Source organism: Enterobacter sp. BNK-8, from assembly GCF_048685095.1.
Lineage (GTDB): Bacteria > Pseudomonadota > Gammaproteobacteria > Enterobacterales > Enterobacteriaceae > Enterobacter > Enterobacter quasiroggenkampii.
Genome location: NZ_JBLQTN010000001.1, coordinates 98,688 through 113,473 on the forward strand (window position 1 = coordinate 98,688; position 14,786 = coordinate 113,473).

Below are 14,786 nucleotides of genomic sequence, written 5' to 3' on the forward strand. Positions count from 1 at the left end.
GCTTCCAGGGTGGAAACAGGGATATTCAGGAGAAAACGTGACAAAAATCCGCCAGTTATGTTTAGTCAGTGTGTTGCTGACAAGCGGGATTGCCAGCGCGGCGAATGTCCGTTTGCAGGTTGAGGGGTTATCCGGGGCGCTACAAAAAAACGTACGTGCGCAGTTATCGACCATCCAGAGTGATGAGGTGACGCCGGACCGGCGTTTTCGCGCGCGCGTCGATGATGCGATCCGCGAGGGGCTGAAAGCGCTGGGTTATTACGAACCCACCATTGATTTTGACCTCCGTCCGCCTCCAAAGAAGGGGCGCCAGGTGCTTATTGCCCGCGTTTCGCCGGGCGAGCCGGTGTTGATTGGCGGCACGAACGTTATCCTGCGCGGCGGGGCGCGTACCGACCGGGATTATCTGGACCTGCTCAGCACGCGGCCGAAAATCGGTACCGTGCTTAACCACGGCGACTACGACCATTTCAAAAAAGAGCTGACCAGCGTTTCCCTGCGTAAGGGCTACTTTGACAGCCAGTTCAACAAAAGCCAGCTGGGCATTGCGCTGGCGCGACGTCAGGCCTTCTGGGATATCGACTACGACAGCGGAGAACGTTACCGCTTTGGCGACGTGACGTTCGAAGGTTCGCAAATTCGTGAAGAGTATCTGCAAAACCTCGTGCCCTTCAAAAAAGGGGACTACTACCAGTCGAGCGACCTCGGAGAGCTGAACCGACGCCTCTCCGCTACCGGCTGGTTTAACTCCGTGGTTGTCGCACCGGAATTTGATAAGTCACGCAAAACCAAGGTGTTGCCGCTGCATGGCGTTGTTTCGCCGCGCACCGAGAACACCATTGAGACCGGTGTGGGCTACTCGACGGACGTGGGGCCACGGGTGAAAACCTCGTGGAAAAAACCGTGGGTGAACTCGTACGGCCACAGCCTGACCACCAGCCTGAGCCTCTCAGCGCCCGAGCAGCAGCTGGATTTCAGCTACAAAATGCCGCTGCTGAAAAATCCGCTTGAGCAGTATTACCTTCTGCAGGGCGGCTTTAAGCGCACCGATTTGAACGACACCGAGCAGGACTCGACGACGCTTGCGGTCTCCCGCTTCTGGGATCTCTCCAGCGGCTGGCAGCGCGCCATTAACCTGCGCTGGAGCCTTGATCACTTTACCCAGGCTAACGTCACCAACACCACTATGCTGCTTTATCCGGGGGTGATGATCAGCCGCACCCGCTCGCGCGGGGGCCTGATGCCGACCTGGGGCGACTCACAGCGCTACTCCATCGATTATTCCAACACCGCCTGGGGCTCCGACGTGGACTTCTCCGTCTTTCAGGCGCAAAACGTCTGGATCCGCACGCTGTACGATAAACATCGCTTTGTGATGCGCGGCAATCTCGGCTGGATAGAAACGGGAGACTTCGAGCGCGTTCCGCCGGATCTGCGCTTCTTCGCCGGGGGCGACCGCAGCATTCGCGGGTATAAGTACAAATCGATCTCACCTGAGAACGAAAAGGGCCAGCTGACCGGTGCGTCAAAACTGGCGACGGGCTCGCTGGAGTACCAGTACAACGTCAGCGGAAAGTGGTGGGGCGCCATGTTTGTTGACGGCGGTGAAGCGGTGAACGATATCCGCCGCAGCGACTTTAAAACCGGCGCGGGCGTCGGCGTGCGCTGGCAGTCACCCGTCGGGCCTATTAAGCTCGATTTCGCCGTGCCGGTGGGTGACAAAGATGAACACGGATTACAGTTTTACATCGGTCTGGGGCCTGAATTATGAGTTTATGGAAGAAAATAAGCCTCGGAGTGCTGATCTTTATCGTGCTGCTGCTCGGGACGGTGGCGTTTCTGGTAGGAACGACGACCGGGCTGCATCTGCTGTTTAACGCCGCGAACCGCTGGGTACCGGGGCTGGAAATTGGCCAGGTGACGGGCGGCTGGCGTGACCTGCGCCTGAAGAACATCCGCTATGAGCAGCCGGGCGTGGCGGTTAACGCCGGGGAGTTTCACCTGGCGGTGAAGCTGGGCTGTTTGCGGGACAGTAAGCTCTGCGTCAACGATCTGTCGCTAAAAGATGTCAACGTGGCGATAGACTCGAAGAAAATGCCGAAGTCTGCGCCGGTTGAAGAAGAGGACAGCGGCCCGCTGAATCTCTCCACGCCGTACCCGATCGCGCTTTATCGGGTCGCGCTCGATAACATCAATATCAAAATCGACGACACCACCGTGTCCGTGATGGATTTCACCTCCGGCCTGCGCTGGCAGGAGAAAAACCTCACCCTGACGCCAACGTCCCTGCAGGGCTTATTGATCGCGCTGCCGAAAGTGGCCGACGTGGCGCAGGAAGAGATCGTCGAGCCGAAGATCCAGAACCCGCAGCCGGAAGAGAAGCCGCTGGGCGAAACGCTGAAAGACCTCTTCTCGAAGCCAGTGCTGCCGGAAATGACCGACGTTCATCTGCCGCTGAACCTTAACATTGAGGAATTCAAAGGCGAACAGCTGCGTCTGACGGGCGATACCGACCTGACGGTCTATAACATGCTGCTGAAGGTCAGCAGCATTGACGGCAACATGAAGCTCGACGCGCTGGATATCGATACCAACCAGGGCTCGGTGAATGCGTCAGGTAAAGCCCTGCTGCGCGACAGCTGGCCGGTGGATATCACGCTGAATAGCACCCTGAACATCGACCCGCTGAAAGGCGAGAAAGTGAAGGTTAAGGTGGGCGGGGCGCTGCGCGATAAGCTCGATGTTGGCGTGAATCTCTCCGGCCCGGTGGATATGGCCCTGCGTGCGCAAACCCAGCTGGCGGAAGCCGGGCTGCCGCTCAATCTTGAGGTTGTCAGCAAGCAGCTTTCCTGGCCGTTCACTGGCGAAAAGCAGTTCCAGGCCGATGACCTGAAGCTGAAGCTGAGCGGCAAGATGACCGACTACACGCTCTCGTTCCGCACCGCGGTGAAGGGGCAGGGCGTGCCGCCCGCGAACATCACCCTGGATGCGAAGGGCAACGAACAGCAGGTCAACCTCGACAAGCTGACCGTCGCGGCGCTGGAAGGTAAAACCGAGCTGACCGCGCTGCTCGACTGGCAGCAGGCGATCAGCTGGCGCGGCGAGCTGAAGCTGACGGGCATTAACACCGCCAAAGAGGTGCCGGACTGGCCGTCGAAGCTCGATGGTCTGATCAAAACCCGCGGCAGCCTGTACGGCGGCACGTGGCAGATGGACGTGCCGGAGATCAAGCTCACCGGGAACGTGAAGCAGAACAAGGTAAACGTTGAAGGCTCGGTGAAAGGCAACAGCTATCTGCAGTGGGTTATCCCGGGCCTGCATGTGGCCCTGGGGCGCAACACGGCGGATATCAAAGGCGAGCTGGGGGTGAAAGATCTTAATCTGGATGCCACCATCGATGCGCCGAATCTGGATAACGCCCTGCCGGGGCTTGGCGGTACGGCGAAAGGACTCGTGAAGGTGCGCGGCACGGTAGACGCACCGCAGCTGCTGGCGGATATCACCGCCAATAACCTGCGCTGGCAAGAGCTGAGCGTTGCCCGCGTCCGCGTGGAAGGGGATGTGAAATCCACCGACCAGATCGGCGGTAACCTGAACCTGCGCGTGGAGCGTATTTCTCAGCCGGACGTGAACATCAGCCTGGTCACCCTGGACGCGAAAGGGAACGAGAAGCAGCACGACCTGCAGCTACGGGTGCAGGGCGAGCCGGTCTCCGGCCAGCTTCACCTGACCGGCAGCTTCGACCGCAAACAGGAGCGCTGGAAAGGGACGCTGGATAACACCCGTTTCAATACGCCGGTCGGGCCGCTGGCGCTGTCGCGCGCCATTGCTCTGGACTACCGCAACGCCGAGCAGAAGATCAGCATTGGGCCGCACTGCTGGACCAACCCGAATGCGGAACTGTGCGTGCCGCAGACCATCGATGCGGGCGCGGAAGGGCGCGCGCAGATCAACCTCAACCGCTTCGATCTGGCGATGCTAAAACCGTTTATGCCGGAGAACACGCAGGCGAGCGGCGTCTTCAGTGGGAAAGCCGATGTTGCCTGGGACACCACCAAAGAGGGGCTGCCGCAGGGTAGCGTCACGCTGTCCGGGCGTAACGTGAAGGTGACGCAGGAGGTGAATGACGCGCCGCTGCCGGTGGCCTTCGACACCCTGAACCTGAGCGCTGACCTGCATAACAACCGTGCGGAGCTGGGGTGGCTGATTCGCCTCACCAATAACGGTCAGTTTGACGGAAAGGTTCAAATTACCGACCCACAGGGACGGCGAAATCTGGGTGGCAACGTCACTATCCGCAACTTCAACCTGGCGATGGTGAACCCGATTTTCGCACGCGGGGAAAAAGCCGAGGGCATGGTGAATGCCAACCTGCGCCTGGCGGGCAATGCACAAAGCCCTCAGCTGTTCGGCCAGCTGCGGCTCAGCGGCGTGGATATTGACGGCAACTTTATGCCGTTTGACATGCAGCCCAGCCAGATCGCCATGAACTTCAACGGCATGAGCTCGACGCTAAGCGGCTCGGTACTGACGCAGCAAGGGCAAATCAACCTGAGCGGCGACGCGGACTGGAGCCAGCTCGATAACTGGCGCGCCCGTATTGCCGCGAAAGGCAGTAAGGTGCGCATCACCGTACCGCCTATGGTGCGTCTGGACGTCTCACCTGATGTGGTCTTTGAAGCCACGCCAAGCCTCTTCACGCTTGACGGTCGCGTCGACGTGCCGTGGGCGCGCATCGTGGTTCACGATGTGCCGGAAAGTGCGGTCGGCGTCTCAAGTGATGAAGTTATGCTCAATGAAAATCTGAAACCTGTCGAACAGAAGAGCGCTGGCATACCGATTAATAGTAACCTTATCGTGCACGTGGGGAATAACGTGCGGTTGGATGCGTTTGGGCTGAAGGCGAGGCTTACGGGCGACCTGAAGGTGGCGCAGGATAAACAAGGGCTAGGCCTGAACGGGCAAATCAATATTCCTGAAGGGCGTTTCCACGCCTATGGTCAGGATTTGATTGTCCGTAAAGGCGAGCTGCTGTTCTCCGGTCCACCGGATCAGCCCCTGCTGAACATCGAAGCGATTCGTAACCCGGAAGCGACGGAAAACGACGTCATTGCTGGGGTACGCGTTACCGGTTCTGCTGACGAACCGAAGGCGGAGATCTTCTCTGACCCGGCGATGTCCCAGCAGGAAGCCCTCTCTTACCTGCTGCGTGGACAAGGTCTCGACAGCGGTCAGAGCGACAGTGCGGCGATGACCTCGATGTTAGTGGGGCTGGGGGTTGCACAAAGTGGGCAGGTTGTGGGTAAAATCGGCGAGACGTTCGGCGTAAGCAATCTGGCGCTGGACACCCAGGGCGTGGGTGACTCCTCGCAGGTGGTGGTCAGCGGCTATGTACTGCCGGGTCTGCAGGTAAAATATGGTGTGGGGATCTTTGACTCACTGGCAACACTCACGTTACGCTATCGCCTGATGCCTAAGCTATATCTGGAAGCAGTGTCCGGCGTAGACCAGGCACTTGATCTGCTCTATCAGTTTGAGTTTTAGCAATGCGAATATTTGTCTACGGCAGTTTACGAACCAAGCAAGGCAACAGTCACTGGATGACCAATGCCCTGCTGCTGGGGAATTACAATATCGAGAACTACCAGTTGTACAGCCTGGGCCACTATCCAGGCGCGGTTCCCGGCGAAGGAACAGTACAGGGTGAAGTTTATCGTATTGATAACGCGACACTTGCCGAACTTGATGCCTTGCGCACCAGGGGCGGTGAATACGCGCGCCAGTTGATCCAGACGCCGTACGGAAGTGCGTGGATGTATGTCTACCAGCGTCCGGTCGAAGGGTTAACGCGGATTGTAAGCGGTAACTGGTTAGACAGAGACCAGTACTGAAAAAAAACAACGCCACCGTGAGGTGGCGTTGTTTTTTTACGCCTCTTGCCGGGTGACGCTGCGCTTACCCGGCCTACATGTTCCAGCCACAAAAAAGCCCCGGCATGCGGGGCTTTTTTTAATCGACAGTAAGAATTACTTCTTAGCAGCGCGTTCGAAAGAGGCGATGATTTCCGCTTTCGCTGCTTCTGCGTTGTCCCAGCCGTCAACTTTAACCCACTTGCCTTTTTCGAGGTCTTTGTAGTGCTCGAAGAAGTGAGTGATCTGCGCTTTCAGCAGCTCTGGCAGGTCGTTCACATCTTTGATGTGATCGTATTCTTTGCTCAGCTTGGTGTGCGGTACCGCAACCAGCTTCGCATCTTCACCGGATTCGTCGGTCATTTTCAGCACGCCAACGGGACGGCAACGAATCACTGCGCCTGGCTGCAGTGGATATGGCGTTGGGACCAGCACGTCAACCGGGTCACCGTCCAGAGACAGGGTGTGGTTGATGTAACCGTAGTTGCACGGATAGAACATCGCGGTAGACATGAAACGGTCTACGAACAGGGCGCCGCTCTCTTTGTCCACTTCGTATTTGATCGGATCTGCGTTAGCCGGGATTTCGATAACTACGTAGATGTCTTCTGGCAGTTCTTTACCTGCTGGGACGTTGAGTAAGCTCATGTCGGTGTCCTTTAAAATGGATGGTAAACAAGTGGCAGGTATTATAGCCAACTCGCGCTGAATGTCTCCGCCTGTTTTCGCCTTCTCTCCACGTTCTTCCCACTTTTCAGACCGTTTCCATGACAGAAAAATCCATAAACTCAGCCGCATTTTTCATGGAGAAATGAAAGCGATTACAAACTTGTGATTAACGTTTTATTCACTTTTCTGAAGTGTGATGTAACGCAATTCGTTACATATTTCATGGGCTATAGTCATTCCGCAGAACATCTTTTAACCAACAATAACTCACCCTACGAGGACGTTCATATGTGGAAGCGCTTACTCCTGGTCACAGCCGTTTCGGCAGCCATGTCGTCTATGGCGATGGCCGCTCCCTTAACCGTAGGTTTTTCGCAAGTCGGCTCTGAATCTGGCTGGCGAGCGGCAGAAACCAACGTGGCGAAAAGCGAAGCTCAGAAACGCGGCATTACCCTGAAAATCGCCGATGGTCAGCAAAAACAAGAGAATCAGATTAAAGCCGTGCGCTCCTTTATCGCCCAGGGCGTGGATGCCATCTTTATTGCCCCCGTCGTGGCGACCGGCTGGGAACCCGTCCTGAAGGAAGCGAAAGACGCTGAGATCCCGGTCTTCCTGCTCGATCGTTCCATCGACGTCAAAGACAAATCTCTCTATATGACCACCGTGACGGCCAACAACGTGCTGGAAGGGCAGTTAATTGGTGACTGGCTGGTAAAACAGGTCGACGGCAAGCCGTGTAACGTCGTTGAGCTGCAGGGGACCGTCGGGGCGAGCGTGGCCATCGACCGTAAAAAAGGCTTTGCTGAAGCCATCGCGAAAGCGCCAAACATCAAGATTATCCGCTCTCAGTCCGGCGACTTTACCCGCAGCAAAGGTAAAGAGGTCATGGAGAGCTTCATTAAGGCTGAAAACAACGGCAAGAACATCTGCATGGTTTACGCCCACAACGATGACATGGTGATCGGTGCAATTCAGGCCATTAAAGAAGCGGGCCTGAAGCCGGGCAAAGATATCCTCACCGGCTCTATCGACGGCGTGCCGGACATCTATAAAGCGATGATCGACGGCGAAGCCAACGCCAGCGTGGAGCTGACGCCAAACATGGCGGGCCCGGCATTCGACGCGCTGGAGAAATTCAAGAAAGACGGCACGATGCCGGAGAAAGTGACGGTCACCAAGTCCACCCTCTACCTGCCTGATACGGCGAAAGAAGAGTTAGAGAAGAAGAAAAATATGGGCTACTAAGCCTGTCTGAACATGCCGGGTGGCGCTGCGCTTACCCGGCCTACGATACGCTCTTTTGTAGGCCGGATAAGCGCAGCGCCATCCGGCTTGATGCAGGGGGAAACCATGACCACTGAACAACACCAGGAAATCCTCCGCACAGAGGGCTTGAGTAAATTCTTTCCCGGCGTAAAGGCGCTGGATAACGTTGATTTCAGCCTGCGGCGCGGGGAGATCATGGCGCTGTTGGGCGAGAACGGCGCGGGAAAATCGACGCTGATTAAATCCCTGACCGGTGTTTATCACGCTGACCGCGGCACCATCTGGCTGGAAGGCAACGCCATTTCACCCAAAAACACCGCCCATGCCCAGCAGCTGGGGATCGGGACGGTCTATCAGGAAGTGAACCTGCTGCCGAATATGTCGGTGGCGGATAACCTGTTTATTGGCCGAGAGCCACGACGCTTTGGCCTGCTGCGCCGTAAAGAGATGGAGGCGCGGGCGACAAAGCTGATGGAATCCTACGGCTTCTCCCTCGACGTCCGCGAGCCGCTGAACCGCTTTTCCGTGGCGATGCAGCAGATCGTCGCCATTTGTCGCGCGATCGATCTCTCCGCAAAGGTGCTGATCCTCGACGAACCCACCGCCAGCCTCGATACCCAGGAGGTGGAGATGCTCTTTACCCTGATGCGCCAGCTGCGCGATCAGGGCGTCAGCCTGATCTTCGTTACCCACTTCCTCGATCAGGTGTATGAGGTGAGCGATCGCATTACGGTGCTGCGCAACGGCAGCTTTGTCGGCTGCCGCGAAACCCGCGAGCTGCCGCAGATCGAGCTGGTCAAAATGATGCTGGGCCGCGAGCTGGAGACCAACGCCCTTCAGCGCGCGGGCCGCACGCTGCTGAGCGAGAAGCCGGTCGCCGCGTTCAGCGATTACGGTAAAAAAGGGGTCATCTCGCCGTTTAACCTTGAGGTGCGGCCTGGCGAAATTGTCGGGCTGGCGGGCCTGTTAGGCTCGGGTCGAACCGAGACCGCCGAGGTGATCTTTGGGATCAAGCCGGCCGACAGCGGCAGCGCGCTGATCAAGGGCAAACCGCAAACCCTGCGATCGCCGCATCAGGCCTCCTGTCTCGGCGTCGGCTTCTGCCCGGAGGACCGGAAAACGGACGGCATTATTGCCGCGGCCTCGGTGCGGGAAAATATCATTCTGGCGCTACAGGCCCAGCGCGGCTGGCTGCGGCCGATCCCTCGCAAAGAGCAGAACGCCATTGCCGAGCGGTTTATCCGCCAGCTCGGCATCCGCACCCCGAGCGCGGAACAGCCCATTGAATTTCTCTCCGGCGGTAACCAGCAAAAAGTGCTGCTGTCGCGCTGGCTGCTGACTAAACCCCAGTTCCTGATCCTCGACGAACCGACCCGCGGCATTGACGTGGGGGCGCACGCCGAAATTATCCGGCTTATCGAAACGCTGTGTGCGGACGGGCTGGCGCTGCTGGTCATTTCGTCCGAGCTGGAAGAGCTGGTGGGGTATGCCGATCGCGTCATTATCATGCGCGATCGCAAACAGGTGGCAGAGATCCCGCTGGATAAGCTGTCCGTTCCGGCGATCATGAATGCCATCGCGGCATAAGGAGTGAATCGTGATGTCCCGTTCGCTTTCGCAAACCGGTGAGTCAAAGCGCCGCTTCAGCTGGCCGACCGGCACGCCGCAAATCGCGGCGCTGCTGGTGGTGCTGCTGGTTGATAGCCTGGTTGCCCCGCATTTCTTCCAGATCATCGTGCAGGATGGCCGCCTGTTTGGCAGCCCGATAGACATTTTAAACCGTGCCGCGCCCGTGGCGCTGCTGGCCATCGGGATGACGCTGGTGATTGCCACCGGCGGGATTGACCTCTCCGTCGGCGCGGTGATGGCTATCGCCGGGGCCACGGCCGCCTACATGACCGTGGCCGGGCACAGCCTGCCGGTGGTCCTGCTGGCAGCCTTAGGTACCGGCGTGCTGGCCGGGTTATGGAACGGCATTCTGGTGGCGGTGCTGAAAATCCAGCCCTTTGTCGCCACGCTGATTTTAATGGTGGCCGGGCGCGGCGTCGCGCAGCTGATTACCTCCGGCCAGATTGTGACCTTCAACTCACCGAGCCTGGCGTGGCTCGGCAGCGGCAACCTTCTGTTCTTCCCGACGCCGGTGATTATTGCCCTGGTGACGTTAGTGGTGTTCTGGCTTTTCACCCGCAAAACGGCACTGGGCATGTTCATTGAGGCCGTCGGGATCAACATCCGCGCCGCGCGCAACGCCGGGGTCAACACGCGGCTGATGGTGATGCTGACCTACGTGCTGAGCGGTATCTGCGCCGCCATCGCCGGGGTGATCGTCGCGGCGGATATCCGCGGAGCCGATGCCAACAACGCCGGGCTCTGGCTGGAGCTGGATGCGATCCTGGCGGTGGTCATCGGCGGCGGGTCGCTGATGGGCGGACGCTTTAACCTGCTGCTCTCGGTGATCGGCGCGCTGATTATTCAGGGCATGAACACCGGGATCCTGCTCTCCGGTTTCCAGCCGGAACTCAACCAGGTGGTGAAAGCGGTGGTCGTGCTCTGCGTGCTGATCGTCCAGTCGCCGCGCTTTGTCAGCATCATTAAGGGGATCCGTGGCCATGATAAAACGTAATTTACCGCTAATGATCACGCTGGGCGTGTTTGTGCTGGGCTACCTCTACTGTCTGACGCAGTTCCCCGGTTTTGCCTCGACGCGCGTGATCTGCAATATCCTGACCGATAACGCCTTTTTAGGCATCATCGCCGTCGGCATGACCTTTGTGATCCTCTCCGGCGGGATCGACCTCTCCGTCGGCTCGGTGATCGCGTTTACGGGCGTATTCCTCGCAAAGGCGATCGGCTTCTGGGGCATCTCACCGCTGGTGGCGTTTCCGCTGGTGCTGGTGATGGGATGCGCGTTTGGCGCCTTTATGGGGCTGCTGATCGACGCGTTAAAAATTCCGGCGTTTATTATTACCCTCGCGGGAATGTTCTTCCTCCGTGGGGTGAGCTACCTGGTGTCGGAAGAGTCGATTCCGATTAACCATCCGGTGTACGACACGCTCTCCAGCCTGGCGTGGAAAATCCCCGGCGGCGGCCGCCTGAGCGCGATGGGGCTGCTGATGCTGGGCGTGGTCGTCATTGGCATCTTCCTTGCTCACCGTACCCGGTTTGGCAATCAGGTTTACGCCATTGGCGGCAACGCCACGTCGGCCAACCTGATGGGGATCTCGACCCGCAGCACCACCATCCGCATCTATATGCTCTCGACCGGCCTGGCGACGCTGGCGGGTATCGTCTTCTCGGTATACACCCAGGCGGGCTATGCCCTCGCAGGCGTGGGCGTTGAGCTGGATGCGATTGCTTCTGTGGTCATCGGCGGTACGCTGCTCAGCGGCGGCGTGGGGACGGTTCTGGGGACGCTGTTCGGCGTGGCGATTCAGGGGCTGATACAAACCTATATCAACTTTGACGGCACGCTCAGCTCGTGGTGGACGAAGATCGCCATCGGCATTCTGCTGTTTATTTTTATTGCCCTGCAGCGTGGTCTGACGGTGCTCTGGGAGAACCGTCAAAGCTCGCCTGTTACCCGCGTAAACACATCGGTAACAGAGCGATAACACCCTGAATTTGCTTAAAGTCTAAACATTTTCCGGTAGCGGCCGATACTCTTTTTTTATGCCCAGAAATATCTCGCTACCGGAAATAATATCATGCTGAAAACGCTATCGATTCGTACCGGCTTGCTCTCTTTACTGGCCGTTATGACCCTTCTGCTGCTGATTGTCAGCGGCATTGGCATTTATGCCCTCACACAGAGTTCTTCTTCGCTGCAGCGTATTAATCACCTTCAGGGTGAGCAAATGGTGCAGCTTAATTCAGGCTATACGCTGATCCTGCGCGCGCGTAATGAAGCGGGGCAGGCCGTCCGCATGATGGAAATCGGCATGCTGGACGATGCGGCCAACGCGGTAAAAAACATCAACCAGGAAGTCGCCCTGGCCCAGAAAACGCTGAAGGGCGTGATCGACGGCGGCGTGGCTGACGAGCAGGGGCAACAGCTGCTCAATAAGGTGGCGGCCAGCCTGGGGGCGTATACCCAACAGGGGATCAACCCGATGCTGAAAACCCTCAATGACCAGAGCGCGGACGGGTATTACGATCTGCTGGAGAAGACGCTGATCCCGCTGGCGTCAACGTTCGATAATGACATGCAGGCGTTTCAGAAATGGAGCGAAGCGCGAGGTCTGGCGGAAGTGAGTGCCGTGCAGGCGAGCAAAACCCGCGTCCTGATCCTGATTATCGTCGCAGCGCTGCTGACGGCGGGCATTATTGTGCTGGCATGGCTGGCGCTGCGCCATATGCTGCTCAAGCCGCTCTCGGCGTCGATTGCTCAACTGGAGAATGTGGCAGCGGGCGATTTAACCCATACGCTGGCTGCGCCCGCGAGCCAGGAGTTTAACCGCCTTAACGCGGTCATTGAGGAGATGCGTCAGTCGCTGATGAACTCGGTTCTGCGGGTACGCGATGCCAGCGCGCAGATTGACACCGGCAGCCGCGAGCTGACGCTGGGAAACCGCGATCTCGCCGAGCGTACGGAATCCACCGCCACGTCGCTGGAGCAGACGGCGGCCAGCATGGAACAGATCACCGCCACGGTGAAACTCAACGCCGATAACGCCGAGCAGGCGCACCAGTTGGCGAAGTCGGTGTCCGACACGGCCGATCACGGCAGTGAAATGGTCTGCTACGTGATTGAAAAAATGCGCGATATCTCCGGCAGTTCGGCGCGTATCGCTGACATCCTGAGCGTCATCGACGGCATTGCCTTCCAGACCAATATTCTGGCGCTTAACGCCTCCGTGGAAGCGGCGCGTGCGGGCGAGCAGGGGCGCGGTTTTGCCGTCGTCGCGGGCGAGGTGCGCAACCTTGCCAGCCGCAGCGCCGACGCGGCGAAAGAGATTCGAACGCTTATCGGCGACTCGCAGACCCACGTTAACGAGGGCAGCGAGTTGGCCCAGCAGGCTGGCGAAACGATGGACGAGATCGCAACCGAAGTGCTGCGTATGACCAAACTGATGCGTGAGATTGCGACCGCGTCTCATGAGCAGAGCCGCGGCATTGAGCAGGTGAATATTGCGGTGAATCAGATGGACGAAACCGCGCAGCAGAATGCGGCGCTGGTACAGCAATCCTCTGCCGCGACCCGCTCCCTTGAGGAGCAGTCGCGTCAGCTGATGGAAGCCATGTCATCATTCAAAGTGACGACTCAGAACGCGGCATAATATTACCCAGCCCCGGTACGTTCTGTGCCGGGGTTTTATTCCTTCCGGAATTAAGCGCCCCGATATTATCGTGAATTTCACCCATTAATATTTCCAGCGAGCTGGTTAAGGCTAACGCTTTTTCAGTCGGTTCAAGATATAAACCTTTACGGAAAAATAACGGCTCATCAAAGAGTTGATTAAAACGCTTTAATGCCAGACTCACTGCAGGACGGGACATCTCCAGACGCAAAGAGGCCTTTGCCATGCTGCCGCAGCGGACGATTTCAATAAATACAGGGATAAGATTTAAATCAATGCCGGTATTAGCACGGGAATAATTTTTCATTGCGATTCTGCTCCACGAAATATCTGTCAAACTGTTATGGAAATAATGCAGGAGCAGTGGCGAAGATTAAAGCATGTTTTTTATAAACACTTATACGGTAAAATATATAAATGACCAGGGGAGCCGGATCGGCTCCCCTGAAGAGAGGGATTATGCGTCCGGGTACTCACGGATGAAACGTTCGACGTCTTCAACCATGTGGTTGTTGCCGACGAAGAAAGAACGGCGCTGGTGAAGGCTTTCCGGCACGATCTCCAGAATACGCTCTTTACCGTCGCTCGCCTTGCCGCCCGCCTGTTCGGCCAGGAACGCCATCGGGTTGCATTCGTACAGCAGACGCAGTTTCCCGTCCGGGTGGCTGGCGGTGCTTGGGTAGAGGTAGATGCCGCCTTTCAGCAGGTTACGGTGGAAATCCGCGACCAGAGAACCAATATAGCGGGACGTGTAAGGGCGCTGCGTCGCTTTATCTTCTTCCTGGCAGAATTTGATGTACTTCTTCACGCCGTTCGGGAAGCGGATGTAGTTGCCTTCGTTGATGGAGTAGGTGTTACCCTTCTCCGGGAAGCGCATGCGTTCCTGGCTCAGACAGAAAACGCCCAGGGAAGGATCGTACGTAAAGGCGTGCACTCCGCACCCGGTGGTGTACACCAGCATGGTGGAGGAGCCATAAACCACGTAACCGGCAGCAACCTGATTAATGCCCGGCTGCAGGAAATCTTCTTCGGTCACCGGCGTGCCAACAGGCGTGACGCGGCGGTAGATAGAGAAAATGGTACCGACAGAAACGTTAACGTCGATGTTGGAGGAGCCGTCGAGCGGATCCATCAGAACAACGTATTTCGCGTGTTCACACCCTTCGAAAACAACAATTTCATCTTCTTCTTCGGAGGCGATACCCGCAACGATGTCGCGCGCGCGCAGTGCAGCTTTCAGTTTTTCATTTGCGAACAGATCGAGTTTCTGTTGAACCTCGCCCTGAACGTTCTCGGCACCGCTGGCACCCAGGATATCGACCAGACCGGCCTTGTTGATATCACGGTGGATGATCTTAGCGCCCAGCTTTATTGCCGACAGCAAAGCAGTGAGTTCACCGGTAGCATGAGAGAACTCGTGCTGCTTTTCGACAATAAATTCACCTAACGTTTTCATAACACTTTCCCTGCATCTTTGTGAGTAGAGCGATTGTATGTTCACTAAAACGACTAAAGCCCAACAATCTTAACAAATATTCAAATAGTAGCGCAGAGGTGAATCGCGCCAGCAGGATACGGATTTTCCTGAAATGCGTTTCACACCCGCTGACATGTGAGTAAAATGTGCGCCACATTGAAGAAGGAT

11 protein-coding genes are annotated in these 14,786 nt (G+C 57.3%); 8 read left to right on the top strand and 3 right to left on the bottom strand.

The genetic code is table 11. The features are described from left to right. Positions 1-37 precede the first annotated feature (37 nt). The 3 genes from tamA to ACMGGU_RS00525 are packed head-to-tail and all read left to right on the top strand — an operon-like array spanning position 38 to position 5,891. On the top strand, positions 38-1,771 hold the full coding sequence (gene tamA / locus ACMGGU_RS00515) for an autotransporter assembly complex protein TamA (RefSeq protein WP_045908043.1): 1,734 nt from the start codon (positions 38-40) through the stop codon (positions 1,769-1,771). Beyond that, the gene (tamB, locus tag ACMGGU_RS00520; protein ID WP_420300158.1) at positions 1,768-5,544 is read left to right on the top strand and encodes an autotransporter assembly complex protein TamB; all 3,777 of its coding nucleotides are present in this window, start codon (positions 1,768-1,770) and stop codon (positions 5,542-5,544) included. Before tamA ends, tamB begins: the two co-directional genes overlap by 4 nt. A gap of 2 nt (positions 5,545-5,546) precedes the next feature. Beyond that, complete coding sequence (locus ACMGGU_RS00525; RefSeq protein WP_014830431.1) at positions 5,547-5,891, top strand: gamma-glutamylcyclotransferase family protein; 345 nt, start codon at positions 5,547-5,549, stop codon at positions 5,889-5,891. A 135-nt stretch (positions 5,892-6,026) separates the two neighbouring features. On the opposite strand, the gene ppa is transcribed toward ACMGGU_RS00525, so the two are convergent. After that, complete coding sequence (gene ppa, locus ACMGGU_RS00530; protein ID WP_008501423.1) at positions 6,027-6,557, bottom strand: inorganic diphosphatase; 531 nt, start codon at positions 6,555-6,557, stop codon at positions 6,027-6,029. Positions 6,558-6,866: 309 nt separating this feature from the next. Between ppa and ytfQ the strand changes: the two genes are divergently transcribed. The 5 genes from ytfQ to ACMGGU_RS00555 all read left to right on the top strand — a co-directional run bounded on the left by ytfQ (position 6,867) and on the right by ACMGGU_RS00555 (position 13,120). Next, positions 6,867-7,823 carry a galactofuranose ABC transporter substrate-binding protein YtfQ gene (gene ytfQ / locus ACMGGU_RS00535; protein ID WP_014882271.1) on the top strand — a complete coding sequence of 319 codons (957 nt, stop codon included), beginning with the start codon at positions 6,867-6,869 and terminating at the stop codon, positions 7,821-7,823. A 105-nt stretch (positions 7,824-7,928) separates the two neighbouring features. Further along, positions 7,929-9,431 carry a galactofuranose ABC transporter, ATP-binding protein YtfR gene (ytfR, locus tag ACMGGU_RS00540; protein WP_008501421.1) on the top strand — a complete coding sequence of 501 codons (1,503 nt, stop codon included), beginning with the start codon at positions 7,929-7,931 and terminating at the stop codon, positions 9,429-9,431. Positions 9,432-9,441: 10 nt separating this feature from the next. Then, positions 9,442-10,467: a galactofuranose ABC transporter, ATP-binding protein YtfT gene (gene ytfT, locus ACMGGU_RS00545; RefSeq protein ID WP_420300159.1), complete on the top strand. Its 1,026-nt coding sequence runs from the start codon at positions 9,442-9,444 to the stop codon at positions 10,465-10,467. Next, positions 10,454-11,455 carry a galactofuranose ABC transporter, permease protein YjfF gene (gene yjfF, locus ACMGGU_RS00550; RefSeq protein WP_021240694.1) on the top strand — a complete coding sequence of 334 codons (1,002 nt, stop codon included), beginning with the start codon at positions 10,454-10,456 and terminating at the stop codon, positions 11,453-11,455. The genes ytfT and yjfF overlap by 14 nt, the downstream gene beginning before the upstream one ends. A 93-nt stretch (positions 11,456-11,548) precedes the next feature. Continuing rightward, complete coding sequence (locus ACMGGU_RS00555; RefSeq protein WP_048027919.1) at positions 11,549-13,120, top strand: methyl-accepting chemotaxis protein; 1,572 nt, start codon at positions 11,549-11,551, stop codon at positions 13,118-13,120. On the opposite strand, the gene ACMGGU_RS00560 is transcribed toward ACMGGU_RS00555, so the two are convergent. Next, positions 13,092-13,448: a helix-turn-helix domain-containing protein gene (locus tag ACMGGU_RS00560; RefSeq protein WP_024907284.1), complete on the bottom strand. Its 357-nt coding sequence runs from the start codon at positions 13,446-13,448 to the stop codon at positions 13,092-13,094. The genes ACMGGU_RS00555 and ACMGGU_RS00560 overlap by 29 nt on opposite strands. Before the next feature lie 150 nt (positions 13,449-13,598). Then, entirely contained in the window at positions 13,599-14,597 is a 999-nt protein-coding gene (gene fbp / locus ACMGGU_RS00565) for a class 1 fructose-bisphosphatase (RefSeq protein ID WP_008501416.1), read from the bottom strand. Positions 14,598-14,786 lie beyond the last annotated feature (189 nt).